General features: G+C 68.9%; 18 protein-coding genes and 1 pseudogene. 10 read left to right on the forward strand and 9 right to left on the reverse strand.

Features of this window, described 5'->3' with window-relative positions; all coding sequences use genetic code 11:
* The first annotated feature begins 62 nt into the window (after positions 1-62).
* The 8 genes from rfbB to ACW7G5_RS02420 all read left to right on the forward strand — a co-directional run bounded on the left by rfbB (position 63) and on the right by ACW7G5_RS02420 (position 11,119).
* The gene (rfbB, locus tag ACW7G5_RS02385; RefSeq protein WP_457001488.1) at positions 63-1,118 is read left to right on the forward strand and encodes a dTDP-glucose 4,6-dehydratase; all 1,056 of its coding nucleotides are present in this window, start codon (positions 63-65) and stop codon (positions 1,116-1,118) included.
* Positions 1,115-2,002 (forward strand): glucose-1-phosphate thymidylyltransferase RfbA, encoded by an 888-nt coding sequence (gene rfbA / locus ACW7G5_RS02390; protein ID WP_457001489.1) that lies wholly within the window; start codon positions 1,115-1,117, stop codon positions 2,000-2,002. The genes rfbB and rfbA overlap by 4 nt, the downstream gene beginning before the upstream one ends.
* Positions 1,999-2,556: a dTDP-4-dehydrorhamnose 3,5-epimerase gene (rfbC, locus tag ACW7G5_RS02395; RefSeq protein ID WP_457001491.1), complete on the forward strand. Its 558-nt coding sequence runs from the start codon at positions 1,999-2,001 to the stop codon at positions 2,554-2,556. The genes rfbA and rfbC overlap by 4 nt, the downstream gene beginning before the upstream one ends.
* Complete coding sequence (rfbD, locus tag ACW7G5_RS02400; protein ID WP_457001493.1) at positions 2,553-3,452, forward strand: dTDP-4-dehydrorhamnose reductase; 900 nt, start codon at positions 2,553-2,555, stop codon at positions 3,450-3,452. The genes rfbC and rfbD overlap by 4 nt, the downstream gene beginning before the upstream one ends.
* A gap of 78 nt (positions 3,453-3,530) precedes the next feature.
* Positions 3,531-5,498: an alpha/beta hydrolase family protein gene (locus ACW7G5_RS02405; protein ID WP_457001495.1), complete on the forward strand. Its 1,968-nt coding sequence runs from the start codon at positions 3,531-3,533 to the stop codon at positions 5,496-5,498.
* 106 nt (positions 5,499-5,604) lie between these two features.
* Positions 5,605-7,542, forward strand: a complete 1,938-nt coding sequence (locus ACW7G5_RS02410; protein ID WP_457001497.1) for an OPT family oligopeptide transporter — start codon at positions 5,605-5,607, stop codon at positions 7,540-7,542.
* A gap of 67 nt (positions 7,543-7,609) precedes the next feature.
* Complete coding sequence (locus ACW7G5_RS02415; protein WP_457001499.1) at positions 7,610-9,688, forward strand: prolyl oligopeptidase family serine peptidase; 2,079 nt, start codon at positions 7,610-7,612, stop codon at positions 9,686-9,688.
* Positions 9,689-9,847: 159 nt separating this feature from the next.
* Positions 9,848-11,119, forward strand: a complete 1,272-nt coding sequence (locus ACW7G5_RS02420) for a DUF819 family protein (RefSeq protein ID WP_457002826.1) — start codon at positions 9,848-9,850, stop codon at positions 11,117-11,119.
* Positions 11,120-11,181: 62 nt separating this feature from the next.
* On the opposite strand, the gene ACW7G5_RS02425 is transcribed toward ACW7G5_RS02420, so the two are convergent.
* From ACW7G5_RS02425 to miaB, 9 genes and pseudogenes are all read right to left on the reverse strand, one after another.
* Positions 11,182-11,406 (reverse strand): YbdD/YjiX family protein, encoded by a 225-nt coding sequence (locus ACW7G5_RS02425; protein WP_457001501.1) that lies wholly within the window; start codon positions 11,404-11,406, stop codon positions 11,182-11,184.
* Positions 11,406-13,481, reverse strand: coding sequence for a carbon starvation CstA family protein (locus ACW7G5_RS02430; RefSeq protein WP_457001503.1), 2,076 nt, complete (start codon positions 13,479-13,481; stop codon positions 11,406-11,408). Before ACW7G5_RS02430 ends, ACW7G5_RS02425 begins: the two co-directional genes overlap by 1 nt.
* Before the next feature lie 123 nt (positions 13,482-13,604).
* Complete coding sequence (locus ACW7G5_RS02435) at positions 13,605-14,603, reverse strand: magnesium and cobalt transport protein CorA (RefSeq protein WP_457001505.1); 999 nt, start codon at positions 14,601-14,603, stop codon at positions 13,605-13,607.
* Positions 14,604-14,610: 7 nt separating this feature from the next.
* Complete coding sequence (locus ACW7G5_RS02440) at positions 14,611-15,795, reverse strand: lipoprotein N-acyltransferase Lnb domain-containing protein (RefSeq protein ID WP_457001507.1); 1,185 nt, start codon at positions 15,793-15,795, stop codon at positions 14,611-14,613.
* Between the two features lie 55 nt (positions 15,796-15,850).
* Positions 15,851-16,729, reverse strand: a complete 879-nt coding sequence (locus ACW7G5_RS02445; protein WP_457001509.1) for an HlyC/CorC family transporter — start codon at positions 16,727-16,729, stop codon at positions 15,851-15,853.
* 55 nt (positions 16,730-16,784) lie between these two features.
* Positions 16,785-17,273 (reverse strand): rRNA maturation RNase YbeY, encoded by a 489-nt coding sequence (gene ybeY / locus ACW7G5_RS02450; protein ID WP_457001511.1) that lies wholly within the window; start codon positions 17,271-17,273, stop codon positions 16,785-16,787.
* A gap of 9 nt (positions 17,274-17,282) precedes the next feature.
* Positions 17,283-18,308: a PhoH family protein gene (locus ACW7G5_RS02455; protein WP_457001513.1), complete on the reverse strand. Its 1,026-nt coding sequence runs from the start codon at positions 18,306-18,308 to the stop codon at positions 17,283-17,285.
* A gap of 138 nt (positions 18,309-18,446) precedes the next feature.
* Positions 18,447-18,716, reverse strand: coding sequence for a hypothetical protein (locus ACW7G5_RS02460; protein WP_457001515.1), 270 nt, complete (start codon positions 18,714-18,716; stop codon positions 18,447-18,449).
* Between the two features lie 9 nt (positions 18,717-18,725).
* Positions 18,726-20,123: pseudogene (miaB, locus tag ACW7G5_RS02465) on the reverse strand (tRNA (N6-isopentenyl adenosine(37)-C2)-methylthiotransferase MiaB); the annotation flags it as partial.
* Positions 20,124-20,557: 434 nt separating this feature from the next.
* Between miaB and ACW7G5_RS02470 the strand changes: the two are divergent.
* A complete protein-coding gene (locus ACW7G5_RS02470; protein WP_457002827.1) occupies positions 20,558-21,454 on the forward strand; it encodes a transglycosylase SLT domain-containing protein in 897 nt (298 codons plus the stop codon).
* A gap of 150 nt (positions 21,455-21,604) precedes the next feature.
* Positions 21,605-22,240: a ubiquinol-cytochrome c reductase iron-sulfur subunit gene (gene petA, locus ACW7G5_RS02475; protein ID WP_457001517.1), complete on the forward strand. Its 636-nt coding sequence runs from the start codon at positions 21,605-21,607 to the stop codon at positions 22,238-22,240.
* Positions 22,241-22,243: the final 3 nt, after the last annotated feature.

Below are 22,243 nucleotides of genomic sequence, written 5' to 3' on the forward strand. Positions count from 1 at the left end.
CCATCGTCCGCGGCCGCAGGAGCAGGCCGGGGTGGCTGGAGTTCCCGGAGGATTTCCCCACCATGGCCACTTGGCTAGTCACCGGCGGTGCCGGTTTCATCGGCGGCAATTTCGTGCTCGAAGCGGTCGCCGCCGGCGTGCGCGTGATCAATCTCGACGTGCTTACCTACGCCGGTAACCTGGACACCCTGTCCTCGCTGGAAGGCAACCCCGGCCACGTCTTCGTGCAGGGCGATATCGGCGATGGCGACCTGGTCGCCCGGTTGCTGGCCGAACACCGACCGGATGCCGTCATCAACTTCGCTGCGGAAAGCCATGTCGACCGCTCGATTGACGGCCCGGCCGCCTTCGTGCAGACGAACGTGGTGGGCACGCTGGCGCTGCTGGAAGCAGTTCGCGACTACTGGAAGGCACTGGAGGGCGAGGCGAAGGACGCGTTCCGCTTCCTGCACGTCTCCACCGACGAGGTCTACGGCACGCTGGGCGAAACCGGCTTGTTCACCGAGACCACGCCCTACGCGCCCAATTCGCCGTACTCGGCGTCGAAGGCCGCGTCCGACCACTTGGTGCGCGCCTTCCACCACACCTACGGGCTGCCGGTGCTGACCACCAACTGCTCGAACAACTACGGGCCCTACCACTTCCCCGAGAAGCTGGTCCCGCTGGTGATCGCCAAGGCCCTGGCCGGCGAGGCGCTGCCGGTGTACGGCGACGGCAAGCAGGTGCGCGACTGGCTGTTCGTCACCGACCACTGCGAGGCGATCCGCACCGTGCTGGCCAAGGGCCGCGTGGGCGAGACCTACAACGTCGGCGGCAACGCCGAGATGCAGAACATCGAGGTGGTGAAGACCATTTGCGCGCTGCTCGACGAGCGCCGGCCGCGCGAGGACGGCCAGCCGCGCGAATCGCAGATCGCCTTCGTCGCCGACCGGCCGGGGCATGACCGCCGCTACGCGATCGACGCCTCCAAGCTGCGCGACGAGCTGGGCTGGGAGCCGAAATACAGCTTCGAGCGCGGCATCGCGGAGACCGTGGACTGGTACCTGGCCAACCAGCCCTGGGTGCAGCGCGTGCTCGACGGCAGCTACCGGTTGGAACGCATCGGGGGCGCGGCATGACCGCGCGGCGCGGCATCATCCTTGCCGGCGGCTCAGGCACCCGGCTGTATCCGATCACCCGCGCGATCAGCAAGCAGCTGTTGCCGGTGTACGACAAGCCGATGATCTATTACCCGCTGAGCGCGCTGATGCTCGCCGGGATCCGCGAGGTGCTGATCATCAACACCCCGCACGAGCAGGCGCTGTTCCAGCAGCTGCTGGGCGACGGCTCGCAGTGGGGCATGGACATCCAGTACGCGGTGCAGCCGAGCCCGGACGGGCTGGCGCAGGCGTATCTCATCGGCCGCGAGTTCGTCGACGGCAAGCCGAGCTGCCTGGTGCTGGGCGACAACATCTTCCACGGCCACGGCTTCACCGAGATCCTCAAGCGCGCCGACGCGCGCCAGGAAGGCGCCACGGTGTTCGGCTACTGGGTCAGTGATCCGGAGCGCTACGGCGTCGCGGACTTCGACGCCGACGGCAAGGTGGTGGGGCTGGAAGAGAAGCCCGCCAACCCGCGCTCGAACTACGCCGTTACCGGCCTGTATTTCTACGACGGCCGCGCCAGCGACTTCGCGGCGTCGCTCACGCCTTCGCCACGCGGCGAACTCGAGATCACCGACCTCAACCGCTGCTACCTGGAGGAGGGCAGCCTGCGCCTCGAACAGCTCGGTCGCGGTTATGCCTGGCTCGACACCGGCACCCACCAGTCGCTGATCGAGGCCTCGAACTTCATCGAGACCGTCGAGGCCCGACAAGGCCTGCGCGTGTGCTGTCCGGAGGAGATCGCCTGGTCCAACGGCTGGATCGGCGACGAGGACCTGGAGCGCCTGGCCGCGCCGCTGGCCAAGAACGGCTACGGCCAGTACCTGTTGTCGCTGGCCAAGCGCGGGGTGGTGCGATGAAAATCGTGCAGACCGGTCTGCCGGGCTGCGTGGTGATCGAACCGCAGGTGTTCGGTGACGACCGCGGCTTCTTCTACGAATCCTTCAACACCGACAAGCTGGCGCAGCACGGGCTCACGCCCAAGTTCGTGCAGGGCAACGTGTCCTCGTCCTCGCGCGGCGTCCTCCGCGGCCTGCACTACCAGTGGCCGAAGCCGCAGGGCAAGTACGTGTCAGTGACCGAAGGCGAGGTCTGGGACGTGGCCGTCGACATCCGCCGCGGCTCGCCGACCTTCGGCAAGTGGACTGCGGTGGTGCTGAGCGCGGAGAACAAGCGCCACTTCTGGATCCCGGAAGGCTTCGCGCACGGCTTCGTTACCCTCAGCGAGCGCGCCGTGTTCACCTACCTGTGCACCGAGACCTACGACCGCGACGCCGACGCCGGCATTCGCTGGAACGACGCCACGCTGGCCGTCGACTGGCCGCTGGCCGCGCCTTCGCTGTCGGACAAGGACACGCGCGCGCCGTTCCTGGCCGACGTGCCCGAGGAACGGCTGCCGGTCTACGTGCCTTGAGGCTGCTTCTGCTTGGCGCCAACGGCCAGGTCGGCCATGCGCTGCGCCGCGCGCTTGCACCCTTGGGCGAGGTGGTCTGCACCACCCGCAGCGGCACGTTGCCCGACGGCGTCGCTTGCGAGCGCGCCGATTTCGACCAGCCGGGCACGCTGCCCGGACTGGTCGAGCGGATCGCGCCGGACGTGGTGGTCAACGCCGCCGCCTACACCGCGGTCGACCGCGCGGAGACCGAGCGCGAGTCCGCCTTCCGCGCCAACGCCGAGGCGCCCGGTGCCCTGGCCGAAGCCTGTGCCCGTCGCGACGCGCTCCTGGTCCACTATTCGACCGATTACGTCTTCGACGGCAGCGGCAACCGCCCCTGGCGCGAGGGTGACCCGACCGCCCCCCTGGGCGTCTACGGCGCGAGCAAGCTCGCCGGGGAGGAGGCCGTGCGCGGCAGTGGCGCGCGCCACATGGTGTTCCGCACCGCCTGGGTCTACGACGCCCATGGGCACAACTTCATGCGCACGATGCTGCGCCTGGCGGGGGAGCGCGACGAACTGCGCGTGGTCGACGACCAGCATGGAACGCCGACGGCGGCCAGCCTGATCGCGTCGGTGACGGCATCGGTGCTGGCCTCGACGGAACGCCCGTCCGGTCTCTGGCACCTCACTGCCTCGGGCGGTACCAGCTGGCACGGGTTTGCCAGCGCCATCATCGACAGCGCGCATGCCCGCGGCCTGCTGGCCAGACGCCCGCGGATCGTGCCGGTACCGACCAGCGAGTACCCGACCCCGGCGCGCCGCCCGGCCTGTTCGAGGCTCGACACCAGCGCGCTGCGTGCGCAGTGGGCAATCGAACTGCCCGAGTGGGACCGCGACCTGCAGCGCGTGCTCGACGGTATGGCTCAGGGCTGACGCGGGTATCGTCGGGACTGCTGGCGCTTCATAATGGCGCCGCCAGCGAGGGGCTGGCCGGATTTTCGGGGAAACAGGATGAAGCGTGGAAGTGGGTTCGCACTGGCTGCGATGCTGGCCATGGTGTCCGTGCCGGCGATGGCGGCGACGGGCATCGACCTGGATGCATACGTCAAGAAAGATGCCTTCGTCGACATCAAGCTCTCGCCCACTGGCGAGTACTACGCGGCGACGGTACCGCTGGAAGACCAGATGGGCCTGGTCATCATCAAGGCCTCGGACAACCAGATCTCGACCGCGCTGAGGCTTGGCAAGAACACGCACTTCGCGGGCTTCAGCTGGGTCAGCCCCGAGCGCGTGGTGCTCAGCGTGGCGGAAAAGATGGGAACGATGGACGCGCCGCAGCCCACCGGTGAGCTGTATGCACTGGATGCCGATGGCAGCGACAAGCAGCTGCTGATCGGCCAGCGCGTCGTCGGTTCGGGCTCGGGGACCCGCATCCAGACCCAGCGGGCCGATCGCGTGGCCGCCTTCCTGATCGATCCGCTGCTGGACGACGCGCGCTATTCGCTGGTGTCGACGGAACGTTTCGGCACCGATCCATATACGCGCGCCGAGCGCCTGGACATCTACACCGGCCGCCGCACCCTGGCGGCCACCGCGCCGATCCGGAACGCAAGCTTCACCACCGACAACACCGGGGCCGTGCGCTTTGCGCATGGCGCGGGCTATGACATCGTCAACAAGCTCTATTACCGTGCCGGCGCCGGTGCGGACTGGGTGCTGGTCAACGACGAGTCGGCCAGCGGGCGCGCGGAGTGGCCGGTGGGGTTTTCCGCCGACAACGCGATCGCCTACCTGAACGTCGAACAGGCGGAAGGGCCCGACCGGATCGTCGCGTATGACGTGGCGACCGGTGAGCGGACCACGGTCCTTGCCGACGCGACCGGCGACCCGGTGGTCCTCCATGCCCCGGGCACGCGGGTGCCGGTGGGCGCGCTGTTCGTCGATGGCCGGCCGCGGACTGCGTTCTTCGATCCACAGTCCGAGCATGCACGCCTGTACCGCAGCCTCGAGGCCGCGTTCGAAGGCCATGCCGTGTACATCACCTCCAGCACGGCCGACGGCCGCAAGGTGCTGGTCCAGGTCTGGAGCGATCGCAATCCGGGCGACTTCTACGTCTACGACACGGTCGACAAGAAGGCCGCACACGTCGTGGCGCGTGCGCAGTGGTTCGATCCCGCGATGATGGCCGAGCGCCGCCCGGTCAGCCTCGAGGCGCGCGACGGGTTGAAGCTGCAAGGCTTCGTCACGATTCCCGCCGGGTCGGATGGCCGCGGCCTGCCGATGGTGGTGTTGCCGCACGGCGGACCCTTCGGCATCTTCGATACCTGGGGCTTCGACAACGAAGCGCAGATGCTCGCGGACGCCGGGTACGCCGTGCTGCAGGTGAACTTCCGCGGCTCCGGCAGCCAGGGTCGCGCGTTCGAGCACGCCGGCGCGCGCCAATGGGGTGGTGCGATGCAGGACGACGTCACCGACGCCACCCGCTGGGCCGTGGCCCAGGGCATCGCCGACGCCAGCCGGATCTGCATCTACGGCAGCAGCTACGGCGGCTACGCGGCGCTGATGGGCGCGGCGAAGGAACCCTCCCTGTACCGCTGTGCGGCCGGCAACGTCGGCGTCTACGACCTGCCGACCATGCACACGCATGGCGACGTGCAGAAGCGCGGTTCGGGCATGACCTACCTGAGCGAATGGATCGGCGAACGTGACGCGCTCGGCGCCGTGTCGCCCACGCGCATGGCCGATCGCATCAAGGTGCCGGTGTTCCTGGCGGCGGGCGGCAAGGACGAGCGCGCGCCCATCGAGCACAGCAAGCAGATGGAGCGCGCCCTGGTGAACGCCGGGGTGCCGGTCGAGACGGCCTATTTCCCGACCGAAGGGCATGGCTACTACGACGACGCCAACCGCTACGAGTACTACAGCAGGCTGCTCGCCTTCCTTGGCAGGCACCTGGGCGGCAAGACCGCGGCCGAACGATAGGCCCGGGATGTTTCCTGCGCCCGCCGCCACTGCGGCGCGGCGCGGGGATCTGGACGCGTAGGCCCGGGAGGGCTAGCGTTGGGTCTTCTCCGGGGGATGAACCTTGATGACTGACCATGAACGTGGCTCCGTGCCCCAGCTGACCGTCCGTGCCGTGCTGCTGGCGATCGTGCTGGCGGTGATCCTTGCCGCGGCCAACGCCTACCTCGGCCTGTTCGCGGGCCTGACCATCGCCACCGCGATTCCGGCCGCGGTGGTTTCGATGGGCGTGCTGCGGCTGCTTGGCGGCGGCACGATCCTTGAAAACAACATCGTCCAGACCGGCGCTTCTGCCGGGTCGTCGATCGCCGCGGGCGTGATCTTCACCATCCCGGCGCTGGTGATCCTCGGCTACTGGGATGACTTCCGCTATTGGTGGGTGCTGGCGATCGCCGGTCTCGGCGGCCTGCTTGGCGTCCTGTTCTCGGTGCCGCTGCGGCGCACGATGATCGTCGAGGATCCGCTGCCGTTCCCCGAGGGCAAGGCCGCCGCTGAAGTGCTCAAGGCCGGTGAGAATCCCGGGCAGGGGCTGAAGATCCTGGCCCTGGCCGCCACCGTGGGCGCGGTGGTCAAGCTCGCGGCCCAGAGCGGCCTGCGCATGATCCCGGACAATGCCGTGGCCGCGGGCTTCATCGACAGGTACCTGGGCTACATGGGCACCAACCTGTCGCCGGCGCTGCTGGGCGTGGGCTACATCGTGGGCCTGAACATCGGCATCGTGGTGCTGTCCGGCGCGATCCTGTCCTGGAACATCGCCATCCCGCTGTATCACGCGTTCTTCCTCGGCAGCGACCCGGTGCTTGCCGCGCAGCTGGCCGGTGCGTCGGCCGCGGATGCCGCCGGCGCGATCTGGTCGACGAAGATCCGCTACCTGGGCGTGGGTGCGATGCTGATCGGCGGCATCTGGACGCTGTTTTCGCTGCGCAAATCGCTGCTGTCGGGCGTGAAGAGCGGCATCGCCGCCGCGCGCAAGGGCAACGACGGGGAGGTCCCCGAGACCGAGCGCGACCTGCCGATGAAGTGGATGCTGATCGCGCTGCTGCTGTTCGTGATCCCGCTGCTGGTGCTGTACCAGGCGATCGTCGGCAACTGGTTCGTCAGCGTGCCGATGACGATCATCATGATCGTGGCCGGTTTCCTGTTCGTGTCGGTGTCGGCTTACCTGGCGGGCCTGGTGGGCTCGTCGAACAACCCGGTGTCCGGCATCACCATCGCCACCATCCTGTTCGCCGCCGCGGTCCTGGTGCTGCTGCTCGGGCGCGACTCGCCGGTGGGCGCGGTGGCGGCGATCATGATTGGCGCGGTGGTGTGCTGCGCGGCGGCGGTCGGCGGCGACAACCTGCAGGACCTCAAGGCCGGCTACATCGTCGGCGCCACGCCATGGAAGCAACAGCTGATGCTCGGCATCGGCGCGTTCTCATGCGCGCTGATCATGGCGCCGGTGCTCAACCTGCTGGCCCAGGCCTACGGCATCGGCGCGCCGACGCCGGAACAGCCGAACTCGCTGGCCGCGCCGCAGGCGACGCTCATGGCCTCGGTGGCCAAGGGCATGTTCGGCGGCGAGCTGCCCTGGAACATGATCGCGATCGGCGCGGGCGTCGGCGCGGCGATCATCGCCTTCGACGAGTGGCTGAAGGCGCGCGCCTCGACCTTCCGCGTGCCGGTGCTGGCGGCCGCGATCGGCATCTACCTGCCGATCGAGCTGATGGTGCCGATCTTCCTCGGCGGCGTGCTGGCGTGGCTGGTGGAGCGCCGGCACGGCGTGCATGCCACGGACGAGGCCGGGCGCGATCGCGTCCATCGCCCGGGCACCCTGTTCGCGGCCGGGCTGATCACCGGCGAGGCGTTGATGGGCATCGCCATCGCCGTGCCGATCGTGCTCACCGAGCGCGCCGACGTGCTGGCGGTGGCGGAGTCGCTGCATTTCAACCAGTGGGTCGGCCTGATGGTGATGGCAGTGGTTGCGTGGCTGCTGTATCGCAGCAGCGGGAAGCGGGAAGCCTGACCTTCCGCCTTTGCGCCCGCCGCCGCCGGCCCCTACCATCGGGACTTTCCGTCCGGAGTCCCGATCCATGCCGCGCATCGCCCTGCTGACCCTGTGCCTGTTCGCCGCGCTGCCCGCGGTCGCCGATGCCCGCGGCCTCGAGGCGCGCGACCTCGCCGCCATGCAACGCGTGTCTTCGCCGACGCTGTCGCCGGATGGCAGGCACCTGGTGTTCGCGCAGCGCACCGTCGAGCTCGAGGCCAACAGCGCGTCTTCGGCGCTGTACGCGCGCAACCTGGTGACCCGCGACCTGGCGCCGCCCAAGCGGCTCACGCCGGAGGGCTGGAGCGTCAATTCGCCGTCGTTCTCGCCCGACGGCGCCACGGTCTACTTCCTCAGCGCGAAGAACGGCTCGCAGCAGCTCTACGCGATCCCGCTGGCTGGCGGCAAGCCGCGCCAGCTGACTGCGTTCGAGGCCGATGTCGGCACCTACCACGTCTCGCCGGACGGCAGCCGCATCGCGTTCAGTGCCGACACCTTCGGCGACTGCGGTGCGGACTTTGCCTGCACCAAGGCGCGACTGGACGAACGCGAGGCGTCGAAGGCCACCGGCGTGGTCTACGACCAGCTGTTCGTCCGCCACTGGGATACCTGGGCCGATGGCCGCCGCAACCGCCTCTTCGTCGCCAACCTGCCGGGCGGCAAGGGCAAGCCGGTCGTCGCCGCCACCGCGGTGAGCGGCGCGCTCGACGGCGACGTGCCGGGCAAGCCCTTCGGCGGCGCCGGTGATTACGCCTGGGCGCCGGATGGCGCAAGCATCGTGGCCAGCGTGAACGTGGCCGGCCGCGAAGAGGCCTGGTCGACCAACTACGACCTCTACCGCCTGGACGCCGCGGGTTCCGCCGCGCCGGTCAACCTGACTGCGGACAACAAGGCCTGGGATGCAGGCCCGGTGTTCAGCGCCGACGGCCAGACCCTGTTCTATCGCGCGATGGCGCGCGCCGGCTTCGAGGCCGACCGCTACGCGCTGATGGCGCTGGACCTTGCCAGCGGCGAGCGCCGCGAAATCGCGCCCGACTGGGACCGTTCGCCCAGCAGCATCACGCCGTCGCCCGACGGCCGCGCGCTGTACGTGGCCGCGCAGGACACAGGCGAATACCCGCTGTTCACCGTCGACGTCGCGAGCGGCGAGGTCACGCGCCTGGTCGATGGCGGCAGCGTGTCCTCGTTCGCAGTCGCCGGCGACAGCCTGGTCTTCAGCCGCAACGCCATCGACACCGGCGACGTCATCTACGCGGCCTCGCTTGATGGCCAGGGCCAGCGCGCGATCACCCCGACCGCGGCCGAGCGCCTGCCCGGGGTCGACTTCGGCGCCTTCGAGCAGTTCAGTTTCAAGGGCGCGGACGACGCCACCGTGCACGGCTACGTGGTCAAGCCCTGGAACTTCGAGGAGGGCCGCGAGTATCCGGTGGCCTTCCTGATCCACGGCGGCCCGCAGGGCAGCTTCGGCAACGGCTGGAGCTACCGCTGGAACCCGCAGACCTATGCCGGCCAGGGCTATGCGGTGGTGATGATCGATTTCCACGGCTCCACCGGCTACGGCCAGGACTTCACCGACGCCATCACCGGCAACTGGGGCGATGCGCCGCTGGTCGACCTGCAGAAGGGCTGGGCGGCGGCGCAGGAGAAGTACGACTACCTGGACGGCGACCGCGCCTGCGCGCTTGGCGCCAGCTACGGCGGCTACATGGTCAACTGGCTGGCCGGCAACTGGTTCGACCGCCAGGGCAACGCGCCGTTCAAGTGCCTGGTCAACCACGACGGCGTGTTCGACACGCGCTCGATGGGCTACGTGACCGAGGAGCTGTGGTTTACCGAGTGGGAAAACGGCGGCACGCCGTACGACAACCCCAAGGCCTACGAGAAGTTCAACCCGGTCAACCACGTGTCGAAGTGGAAGGTGCCGATGCTGGTGGTGCAGGGCGAGAAGGACTACCGGGTGCCGGTGGACCAGGGCCTGTCCGCGTTCACCGCGCTGCAGCGCCGGGGCATCGAGTCGAAGCTGCTGTACTTCCCGGACGAGAACCACTGGGTGCTGAAGCCGCAGAACAGCATTCTCTGGCACGACACCGTCAACGCCTGGCTGAAACAGCACATCGGCGAGTAGGCGTTACCGCGCGCGGCCGGCCCGGTGCCGGCCGCGCGTGACCCCGCATCCTTTTGATTCGCAGCTATAGCTGCTCCTACACGAGCGACAGGAACCCTGCCGATGGCACCTGCATCCACCGCGCCCGACGCCTCCGCCGAAGCCGCCGCCATCGACGCCATGGATCCGGTCGGCGCCGCCGATGCGATCGACGCCGTTGCACCGCTGATCACCAACGACATCGTCGTGTTCGGCCTGATCGCAGCATCCCTGGGGCTGATTTTCTGGTTGGCATCGGGCCCGACGCCGTTCTGGAAGAAGTTCTTCGCCTGGGTGCCGGCGCTGCTGCTGTGCTACTTCGTGCCTGCGATCTACAACACCGCCGGGTTGATCGACGGTGAGAACAGCGCGCTCTACAACCCGGTTGCCAGCCGCGTGCTGCTGCCGGCGGCGCTGGTGCTGCTGACGCTGTCGATCGACCTCAAGGGCATCCTCAGGCTTGGACCGAAGCTGCTGTTCGTGTTCTGCGCCGGCACCCTGGGCATCGCCCTGGGCGCCTTCGTCAGCTTCCAGCTGATGGAATGGTTCTGGCCGGCCGCCGTGGCCGGCGACACCTGGAAGGGCATGGCCGCGCTGTCGGGCAGCTGGATCGGCGGCGGCGCCAACATGGTGGCGATCCGCGAGATCTACGAGGTCGATGCGACCCTGTTCGGCCAGTTCGCGGTGGTCGACGTGGCCATCGCCAGCCTGTGGCTGGCCACGCTGCTGTTCCTGGCCAACCGCGCCCCGCAGATCGACGCGCGCACCGGTGCCGACACGCGGGCCATCGACGAAATGAAGGACCGCATCTCGGCCTATGAGGCCGCCAACGCCCGCATCCCCACGCTCACCGACCTGATGGTGATCGTGGGCGTGGCCTTCGGCCTGGTCGGCCTCGCGCACTTCATCGCGGACCCGGCCTCGGCCTGGTTCAAGGCCAACACGAGCTGGGCCAGCCAGTTCAGCCTCGACGCGCCCTTCGTCTGGGTGATCGTGTTGTCCACGCTGGGCGGCCTGCTGCTCAGCTTCACGCCCATGCGCCGGCTGGAGAACGCCGGCGCGTCGAAGATGGGTACGGTGTTCCTCTACTTCCTGATCGCCTGCATCGGCATGCAGATGGACTTCTTCAAGCTCGCCGAGCGCTTGGAGCTGGTCGTGATCGGCCTGATCTGGATGGCGGTGCACATCCTCGTGCTGTTCGCCGCGGCAAGGCTGGTGCGGGCACCCCTGTTCTATTTCGCGGTGGGCTCGCAGGGCAACATCGGCGCCGCGGCGTCCGCGCCAGTGGTGGCCGCCGCCTTCCATCCGTCGCTGGCGCCCGTGGGTGTTCTGCTGGGGACAGTGGGCTACGCCACCGGCACCGTGGTCGCCTATGGCATCGGGCAGGTGCTGAGGATGATGGCCGGCGCCTGAGCCGGGTGGGCGCGTGGATCATCGCGGCAGCAGCCGCGACGCGTGCCATGGGCGCTGGGTCCTCAGCAGCAGCGAAACCCGCCGCGCCCGCCGTAGCGGGCCTCCTGGCGTTCGCGGAAGAAGGTCGGGTAGTCCATCGGCTCGCGGTCCGGATGTTTCTCCAGCACGTGGCGCACGTAGTTGTCGTAGTCCGGGATGCCACAGCACAGCCGGGCGGTCTGCACCATCCTCCGCCACACACGCTTGTGCGTGGCGAAGTGGTCCAGCGTGACCAGCTGGCCGGCCATCAGAGCCAGACCTTCTGCTGCTCTTCGGTCAGCGCGACGTAGGGTGTCTCGCGATCGGTGCGCGCCGGGTTCGCGCGCGCCTTGCGGACCGCGAGCACCGAGTAGAACAGCACCGCCAGCACCACGAACATGAAGAGTGCCGTCAGGCCCGCGTTGACGTAGTTGTTGATCATGATCTGCTGCATGCCGCCGAAGTCCTTCGAGGGCGCGATCAGCTCGCCGGCATCCAGCGCCGCGCGGTACTTGTTGGCCTGCGCCATGAAGCCCACGCCGGGATTGCCGTCGAAGATCTTGATCCAGCCGGCGCTGAGCGTGCAGGCCAGCAGCCACACCGTGGGCACGATCGACACCCAGGCGTAGCGGTCCTTCTTCATCTTGAACAGCACCACCGTGCACAGCATCAGCGCGATGCCCGCCAGCATCTGGTTGGCGATGCCGAACAGCGGCCACAGCATGTTGATGCCGCCCAGCGGGTCGGTCACGCCCTGGTACAGGAAGTATCCCCACAGCGCCACGCAGCCCGCGGTGGCGACCAGGTTCGGCACCCAGGCGTCGGTCTTGCGCATGACCGGGACGAAGTTGCCGAGCAGGTCCTGCAGCATGAAGCGCCCGGCGCGGGTGCCGGCGTCGACCGCGGTGAGGATGAACAGCGCCTCGAACAGGATCGCGAAGTGGTACCAGAACGCCATCATGCCGTCGCCCGGGATCACCGCGTGGAAGATCTGCGCGATGCCCACGGCCAGCGTCGGCGCGCCGCCGGCGCGGGAAATGATCGAGGCCTCGCCAACGTCCTCGGCGGTCTGGATCAGCACCTCGGGCGTGACCACGAAGCCCCAGCTCGACACGATTTCAGCCACCGCCGCCGGGTCGGTGCCGATGACCGCCGCCGGGCTGTTCATGGCGAAGTACACGCCCGGGTCGATGATCGATGCCGCGACCATGGCCATGATCGCCACGAACGATTCCATCAGCATGCCGCCGTAACCAAGGTACGGCGCATGGCGCTCGTTGGCCATCAGCTTGGGCGTGGTGCCGGATGCGATCAGCGCGTGGAAGCCCGAGACCGCGCCGCAGGCGATGGTGATGAACAGGAACGGGAACATCGAGCCCTTCCAGACCGGGCCGGTGCCGTCGGTGAACTGGGTCAGCGCAGGCATGCGCAGCTCCGGCATCACGATCAGGATGCCGACCGCCAGGCCGATGATCACGCCGATCTTGAGGAAGGTGGACAGGTAGTCGCGCGGCGCCAGCAGCAGCCACACCGGCAGCACCGCGGCGACGAAGCCGTAGCCGATCAGCATCCAGGTGATCTGGACGCCGGTGAAGGTGAAGGCCGGACCCCAGGTCGGGTGCGCGGCGACCTGGCCGCCGTACCAGATCGCCGCCACCAGCAGCACCAGGCCGATGACCGAAATTTCGCCGACCCTGCCGGGCCGGAGGTAGCGCATGTAGATGCCCATGAAGATCGCGATCGGCATCGTTGCGATCACGGTGAACATGCCCCAGGGACTCTCGGCCAGGGCCTTCACCACGATCATCGCCAGCACGGCCAGGATGATGATCATGATCAGGAAGGCGCCGAACAGCGCGATGGTGCCGGGCACCTGGCCCATCTCCTCGCGCACCAGGTCGCCGAGCGAGCGGGCGTCGCGGCGGCTGGAGACCACCAGCACCATGAAGTCCTGCACCGCGCCGGCAAGCACCACGCCGACGATCAGCCACAGGGTGCCGGGCAGGTAGCCCATCTGGGCCGCCAGCACCGGGCCGACCAGCGGGCCGGCGCCCGCGATCGCGGCGAAGTGGTGGCCGAACAGCACGTGCTTGTTGGTGGGCACGTAGTCCAGGCCGTCGTTGTTGATCATCGCCGGCGTTGCGCGGGTCGCGTCCAGCTCGAAGACCCTGTCGGCGATGAAGCGCGCGTAGAAGCGGTACGCCACGAGGTAGATCGAGATCGCCGCGACCACGATCCACAGCGCGTTGATGGGTTCGCCGCGACGCAGGGCGATGGTTCCGAGGCAGAACGCACCGAGCAGCGCAAGCACCGCCCAGGCCAGTTTTCCGAGTCCACCCTTCATGTGATTCCCCGTCAGGTTGCAGGCTGCAACAAGGGTCTACCCATGGCCCGCCGGGGTCAATTGTCAATGCTGCGATGCGACACGATCGGGTCTACGACTTTGGTCGCAGGCCGCGGGCGTTGCTCAGAGCCACCGCACCTTGCGCAGGTACGAGTAGAGCGCGACCACCACCACCGCCACCACCCCCACCAGGACCGGATAGCTCCAGCGGCCCGACAGCTCGGGCATGTGTGCGAAGTTCATGCCGTACCAGCTGGTGATCAGGGTGGGCGCGGCCAGCAGCGCGGCCCAGCCGGCGAGGCGCTTCACGACCTCGCCTTGTGCCAGCGTCACCAGCGCCTGGTTGACGCTGATCGCCGTGCCCAGCATGTCGCGGAGCATGTCGATGCTGTCGTTGATCCGCACGGAATGGTCCAGCACGTCGCGCAGGTACAGGCGGATCTCGTCGTGCAGCAGGGGCGTGCTGCTGCGCAGCAGCTGCGACAACACGTCCTGCATCGGGGTCAGGGCCACGCGCATGTACGTCAGTTCGCGCTTGAGGTCGTACAGGCGGCGCAGGATGCCGCGGTGGAAGGTGTCGCGGAAGATGTCCTGTTCCAACGCCAGCAGCGTCGCCTTGAACTCGTCCACGATCGGCACGTAGTCGTCGACGATGGCGTCGAGCACCGCATACAGGGCGAAGCCGGGACCCAGCCCCAGCAACCCCGGATTGCGCTCCACCCGCGCCCGCGCAGGGGTGTAGGACGCCGAGGCGCCATGGCGCACGGTCACCAGGTAGCGCGCGCCCAGGAAGGCATGGGTTTCGCCGTAGCGGATGCGTTCGTCGACCACCTGCGCGGTGTTGGTCGTGACGAACAGCGAGTCGCCATAGGCTTCCAGCTTCGGGCGCTGGTGGGCGTGGTGGGCGTCCTCGACGGCAAGTGCATGCAGGTCGAACTCCTCCTGCAGCTTGGCCAGCACCGCCTCGTCGGGCTCGAACAGCCCGACCCAGACGAAGCTGCCGTCATCGACGGCGAGCACATCGCTGATTTCGTCGAGGCTGATGTCGCGCCGCCGGCCTTCGCGGTCATATGCGGCGCTGTTGATGACGCAGGCGGGCAGCGGCGGCGCGGGGGCGGTCATCGCCGCATCATGCGCCTTCGCGCCGGGGGCGGCGAAGGACCGCCACCAGGGCCAGGTGCAGCGGCAGCATCAGGGCGATCCAGTGGCCGTTGCGTTGTGACTGCAGCGGCATCCACAGCAGGAACGGTGACAGCAGCACCAGCGCGGCGACGATCGCCGACAGGACCCGGAACGCCGTGCCGCCTTCGCCACCACGTGCGACGCGCCATGCGCCCGGGAGCAGCAGCAGGCACAGCGGATTGAACAACACCAGGTTGTGGTTGGCCCAGCCGAAGCGGTGCGCGGTGCCCAGCCAGATGTAAAGCATGAGTGCACCGACCAGGGCGCAGGCCAGCCATGTCGCCATCGCCGCCCACGCCACGGCGCGGGGGCGCCCGCGCTGCGACCAGGCGAACGCGGCCAGCGCGAGTCCTGCAACAAGCCACGGGACCCAGGCGACCCGGCGCGGTTCGGGCTCGGGGCCGATCCGGTGCGGCAGCAGCGCTTCCTCCGATGCCACCAGCGGCCGCCCGTCCGCATGGCTCACGTCGCGCAGTGCGGTGGCCAGTCGCATCGGCACGAAGGCATCGTCCCAGAGCGCGTTGGGGCGGTCGGCGGCGGGCCCCAGGCCGAGATCGAAGCCCAGCGCCATCCAGGCCGCGGGGCGTGCCAGGCGTACGGCTTCGCTGCGGTAGGTATTGCCCTGCGAACGCCCCTGCATATGGCGGCGCAGCGCACCGCCAAGGCTCTCGTCGATGGCGTCGCGCACGCGCGTTGAGCAGTTGTCGGTGAAGTAGTCGTAGGCGTACTCGGCGTTCTCGGGGCGCGCGTTTTCGGCGAGACGGGCGGCGAGGCCGGCGGCCTGGGTGGCGTCGAGATCAAGCCATTGGATCGAAACGCCACGGCCGACGTCGCGATAGTAGGCAAGGTCGTCGGCGAGCGGCAGGACGACCAGGCGGTAGCGCATGTCGCCGCGCGCGAACCGGGCCACGAAATCCGGCTCGGTTGGATCAAAGAAGCCGAAGTTGTAGGAGAGCGGCGGGCCGGCCGCCGGGTCGTCGACCACGATCGCGTTGTGGCCGAAGCGTTCGAAGAAGATCTCGCCCGGCTGCATGGTGGCCACGCCGATGCGCGGCGCCGCCAGAGCCGGCAGCGTGCAGGCGAGGAGCACCAGCAGCAGGGTGCGGGCCAGGCGCCGGGCAAGGGTGCGCATGGCGCGTGGCGTGCGATCGGGGCCCGCGGGCATGCCGGCGGCTGCCCGGCGGGACTCAGTCGCCATGGATCGACAGGTGCAGCGCATGCAGCCGGCGCGCGTCGGCGCTGGCGACGCGGAAGCTGAACCGGCCCAGCGTCAGCTCCTCGCCGGTTTCAGGCAGGTGGCCTATGGCGGCAGTGACCAGGCCGCCGATGGTGTCGTACTCGTCGTCGTCGAAGTCGGCGCCGAAACGCTCGTTGAAGTCGTCGATCGGGGTCAGCGCGTCGACGACGTACTGGCCGTCGGCCTGGGCGGCGATCTGCGCGTCAGGATCGTTGGCATCGTCGTGCTCGTCGTCGATCTCGCCGACGATTTCCTCGAGCACGTCCTCGATCGTGATCACGCCGGCCACGCCGCCGTACTCGTCGATCACGATCGCCATGTGGTTGCGCGACTGGCGGAACTCGCGCAGCAGCACGTTGAGCTTCTTCGACTCCGGGATCAGCACCGCCGGGCGCAGCAGCTCGCGCACCGTGCCCGGGCCGTTGTCGGCGACCACGCCGCGCAGCAGGTCCTTGGCCAGGAGGATGCCCAGGATCTCGTCCTTGTCGTCGCCGTGCACCGGGAAGCGCGAGTGGCCGGATTCGACCACGTCCTTCATCAGGTCGATGAAGCGGGATTCGACCGGCAGCGAGACCATCTGCGAGCGCGGGACCATGACGTCGCCCACGGTCATGTCGGACACCGCGATGGCACCTTCCATCATGCGCAGGGTGTCGGCTTCGACCAGGCCGTCGGCCTGGGCATCGCGCAGCAGCTCGACGAGGTCGTCGCGCGTGCTGGGATCACCGGAAATCGCGGAGCTCAGGCGCTCCAGCCAGCCGCGGCGCCGTTCCGGGTGATCCGGAGTGGCACCGTTGTTGCCCTGGCTACTACTGTCGTCTTCGGACATCTCGCTCGTGTCATCGCCCTGGGGGAAGGGCGGCCCTGCAGTTTACCGCGTCCGCTCAGGCCGCGCGGTAGGGATCGTCGATGCCCAGTCCGGCCAGGATGTCCCGCTCCAGTTGCTCCATCGCCTCGGCCTCGACGTCGTTGCCGTGGTCCCAGCCCAGCAGGTGCAGGCTGCCGTGGACGGTCAGGTGGGCGTAATGGGCGGCCAGCGGCTTGCCCTGTTCGCGGGCCTCGCGGGCGATGACCGGAGCGCAGAGCACCAGGTCGCCCAGCAGCGGCATGTGCACGCCGGGGGGCAGTTTGATGTCTTCGTCAAGCTCGGCCGGGAAGCTGAGCACGTTGGTGGCGTAGTCCTTGCCGCGGTAGTGGCGGTTGAGGGACCGGCCTTCCTTCGCGTCCACCAGGCGGATGGCGAGGTCGGCCTCGCGGATGCGTCCGGCCAGCGCCGCGGCCACCCATTTGCGGAAGCTCACCGCCGCCGGCAGCCCGGCGCGGGGCAGGGCATAGCCAACGGCGACATCGAGGCGGACCGGACCCTTGGTCATGGGCGCAGTCTACGCCGGGCCGCTGGACGCGTCCTGCGCGTCGCGGCGCTCGTAGGCGTTGACGATGCGCGCCACCAGCGGATGGCGGACCACGTCGCGCGACTCGAAGAAGGTGAAGCTGGCGCCTTCGACGTCGTGCAGCACCTCGACCGCGTCGCGCAGGCCCGACTTCACCGACTTCGGCAGGTCGATCTGGGTGAGGTCGCCGGTGACCACCGCCGTGCTGCCGAAGCCGAGCCGGGTCAGGAACATCTTCATCTGCTCGATGGTGGTGTTCTGGGCCTCGTCGAGGATCACGTAGGCGTCGTTGAGGGTGCGCCCGCGCATGTAGGCCAGCGGCGCGATCTCGATGACGTTCTTCTCCAGCAGCCGGAGCACGGTTTCCACGCCCATCATTTCGTAGAGCGCGTCGTACAGTGGGCGCAGGTAGGGATCGACCTTCTGCGACAGGTCGCCGGGCAGGAAGCCGAGCTTCTCGCCGGCCTCGACCGCCGGACGCACCAGCACCAGGCGCTGCACGCGCGATTCGTTGAGCGCCTCGACCGCGCTGGCCACGGCCAGGAAGGTCTTGCCGGTGCCGGCCGGGCCGATGCCGAAGTTGATGTCGTGGGTGGCGATCGCGTGCAGGTACTTCTGCTGGTTCGCGCCGCGGCCGCGGATGGTGCCGCGCTTGACCCGGATCGCGACGTCCTGGGGCACGAAATCCGGGTCGGCGTTGCGCGCGGCCCGGGCGCCGCTGCCGGCGTCCTGGTCGTCCTGGGCGGCGCGGACTGCGTTCAGGCGCAGGTTGATCGCGTGGCCATCGAAGGTTTCGGTGCCGGCTTCGCCATAGAGGTCGTGCAGCAGGCGCTCGGCGCCATCGACGCGCCCGGCATCGTCGCCGGTGACGCGGAATATGTTGCCGCGATTGGCGATCTCCACGCCAAGCGCCAGTTCGATCTGGCGCAGGTGGCCGTCGAAGGGCCCGCTGAGGTTGGCCAGCCGTTCGGTGTCGGCGGGTTCGAGGGTGAAGTCGCGCTGGTGTGTGCTGGCCATAGGCGGGGAAGGGTAGCGTGCCGCCCGTCCCGGGACCATGGTCGCGCTGTGACGGGTGGCTGGGCGCTGCACCGGGGATTGCGCCGGCGAACCCTGGCCCGGCTGGCTGCCGGACCCGATCCACGGCCCGGCCGATGCTTACCGCGGCGGTGGACGGTCCGTCCGGCCAGGCTGGGGGCGGGCAACGACCGGCAGGCCGCGCGCCAGCAGAACGAAGCCGATCACGGCCATCAGCAGCGATCCGCCAAACCAGATCCAGCCAACGGCGCCGGCCGCGCCGCCGTCGCGCACCAGGTACATCCAGGTGCGCGCCAGGCCCAGGATGGCCAAGCCGCAAAGCCACAGCCCCAGCGGGTCGAGCCGCCTGCGCGGTGGCGGCGCGTCCGGGTGCTGGCGCCGCGGGGCCACGGCGTCTCCTCAGGCCCCGACCGGTGCTTCGGCGGATGCATCGACCGTGGCCACCCGGCCGCGCAGCGAGTTGCTGAGTGCGCCGGTGATCAGCACGTCGACGAACTGGCCGACCAGTCGCGGCGGGCCGGCGAAGTTCACCGAGCGCATGTTCTCGGTCTTGCCGGTGAGCTCGTTCGGGTCCTTGCGCGACGGTCCGGTGACCAGCACCTTCTGCACGCTCCCGAGCATCGTCCGCGAGATGCCCGCAGCGTGGTCGTTGATGCGCGCCTGCAACCGAGACAGCCTCGCGTGCTTTTCCGCGGCCGTCACCTTGTCTTCGAGGTCGGCGGCGGGCGTGCCCGGGCGGCGCGAATAGATGAAGGAGAACGACTGGTCGAAGCCCACCTCCTCGATCAGCTTCATGGTCTTCTCGAAGTCGGCGTCGGTTTCGCCCGGGAAGCCGACGATGAAGTCGGACGAAATCGAGATGTCGGGCCGCACCGCGCGCAGCCTGCGGATCTTCTGCTTGAACTCCAGCGCCGTGTAGCCCCGCTTCATCGCCGACAGGATGCGGTCGCTGCCGGACTGCACGGGCAGGTGCAGGTAGTTGGCGAGCTGCGGCACGTCGCGGTAGGCCTCGATCAGTGAATCCGAGAACTCCAGCGGATGCGAGGTGGTGAAGCGGATGCGGTCGATGCCCTCGATCTCGGCGATTGTGCGGATCAGCAGGCCGAGGTCGGCGAACTCCGGCCCGCCCGCTGTCGGGTCACCGCCGGAATCCCCGTCCGCGGCGTCGGCCGCGGCGATCGGCCCGCGATAGGCGTTGACGTTCTGGCCCAGCAGGTTCACCTCGCGCACGCCCTGCGCGGCCAGCTGCATGACCTCGACCAGCACGTCCTCGAACGGCCGGCTGACCTCCTCGCCGCGTGTGTAGGGCACCACGCAGAACGAGCAGTACTTGCTGCAACCCTCCATGATCGAGACGAAGGCGCTGGGGCCATCGGCGCGCGGCTCGGGCAGGCGGTCGAACTTCTCGATCTCCGGGAAGCTGATGTCGACCTGGGGCAGGCCGGTCTCGCGGCGCCCGCGGAGCATCTCGGGCAGCCGGTGCAGGGTCTGCGGGCCGAACACCAGGTCGACGTACGGCGCGCGCTTCACGATCGCCGCGCCCTCCTGGCTGGCGACGCAGCCGCCGACGCCGATCAGCACCGGACGGCCGCCCTGCTTGAGCGACTTCCAGCGGCCCAGCTGGCTGAACACCTTCTCCTGTGCCTTTTCGCGGATCGAGCAGGTATTGACCAGGATCACGTCGGCTTCGTCGACGTTCGTGGTGAGTTCGAGTCCGTCGGAGGCGGCCAGCACGTCGGCCATGCGCGCCGAGTCGTACTCGTTCATCTGGCAGCCGTGGGTCTGGATGAACAGCTTGCGGGCGGGCGCGGCGGCGGCTTCGGGCGTGGAGCCCGGCGGGGTCTTGGTGGTCATGGTGGTTCCGGGGCACGGCGGTCAGTCCGGGCCGGATGGCAGATGCGGAGCCGCCAGTCTAAACCCCGCGAAAGCCACGCCGCAGCCCCGCTGTTGCAGGAGCTGCAGCCGCGAATGCGCCAAAGCCCCTCTGGCCCGGTCCTGTAGGAGCAGCTATGGCTGCGAAACGGGCGCCGCGGTCATCCCGAGGTGGGTCGGCACCCCTCAGGCAATGGCCGGAGGGGCGGTGGGTGGCCGTTTCCTTGGGTATGGTCACGGTTTCAGGCCTTGGCAAGGCCGCCTCAAGCATGGAGACTGCGCGCGATGGAGGGGCGGGGATGAATCGCTACGGCAAATTCACGGGTTTCGCCTGCGCGGCGACGATCGGCCTGGCCTGCATGGCGGCGGCCGGCCCGGCCGTGGCCGGCACCATCTACCGCTGCGACGCCGGTGACGGCGTGGCGAGCTATGTCAGCAAGCGCATCAAGGGCGCGAGCTGCACCGTTGCCAGTACCTACCGGCCCAGCCGACCGTCCCGTCCCAGCCAGCCGTCCACCACGCCGGGCGCCGTCGGGGCGGTGAACGCATCGACCGCGGTCCAGGGATCGCCCGCCTCGCTGGATGCCAACGCGCCGGCCAGCTTCATGGGCGCCGGTTCCACGGCACCCGCGGTGGTGCAGGTTCCGTCCGCGCCGTCGTCGGGCAGCGGCGCGCGGCGCCTGGTCCAGGGCCAGGTCTACTCCTACGTCAAGGACGGCGTGCGCCACTACACCAGCCGCAAGCCCGCTGGCGGCGGCGGCGCCTCGGCGCTGCGCTCGATCAGCTACAGCTTCTTCGAAACCTGCTACGCCTGCGGCTCACCTGGCCTGAACTTCGGCAACGTCCGCCTCAACACCAGCGCCTACGATGCCGAGGTCAAGGCGGCGGCGACGGAGTTCGGTGTCGAGGAAGCGGTGATCCGCGCAGTGATGCATGCAGAATCCGCCTTCAACCCGAATGCGCTGTCGCGCGTCGGTGCCCAGGGCCTGATGCAGCTGATGCCGGCCACCGCCGACCGCTTCGGGGTCACCAATGCCTTCGATCCCGCGCAGAACATCCGCGGCGGGGTCCGGTATCTGGCCTGGTTGCTCAAGCGCTTCAACGGCGACCTGACCCTGGCCGCTGCGGGCTACAACGCCGGCGAAGGCGCGGTCGATCGCCACAAGGGCGTGCCGCCGTACAAGGAAACCCGGCGCTACGTCGAGCGCGTGGGCGTCCTTGCGGCTCGCTATCGGGGGCAGTTGGCGGCCAATTGAGCGGCCGGCGTGGCGGAACCGCGTGTTCCACGTTGTCCCCTGAATCGGCGTTCCGCTACACTTCATTGTCTTTGGCGGCGGGCCGGCAGGCCGGGCCCCGCCGGGACAGCGACTTACACATGGCGACCGTACGATTTTTCGGAGTGGCGGATGGGCAATGAAGGGGTTCTGGATCCTGTCGAGGGGGGCACGGTCGATCATGGCCGCCGCCGCTTCCTGACAGCCACCACTGCGGTGGTCGGCGCCGCGGGCGCCGGCGTGGCCGTGGTTCCATTCGTCAAGACCTGGTTCCCGAGCCAGCGCGCGCAGCTCGCGGGCGCGCCCGTGACCGCGGACATCAGTGCGCTGGCCGAGGGCGAGCGCCTGGTGTTCGAGTGGCGCGGCCAGCCGATCTGGATCGTCAAGCGCTCGCAGGAAGTCCTGCAGTTGCTGCCGACGCTGGACGACCAGCTGCGCGATCCGATGTCCGAGAACATCGAGCAGCAGCCGGAGTACATCCGCGAGGCGAACCCCGAACTGCGCTCGCTGAAGCCGGAGATCTCCGTGCTCGTGGGCATCTGCACCCACCTGGGCTGCTCGCCGGAAATGGTCGCCGAGATCCGCCCGGCACCGTTCGACGCCAACTGGAAGGGCGGCTACTTCTGCCCCTGCCACAAGTCGAAGTTCGACATGGCCGGCCGCGTCTACCAGGGCGTGCCGGCACCGACCAACCTCGTGGTGCCACCGCACCATTTCGTCGACGACAACACCATCGTCATCGGCGTCGATCCGCAGGGGGCCGCGTAAGCC

The sequence above is a fragment of the Luteimonas sp. A501 genome (assembly GCF_054052085.1).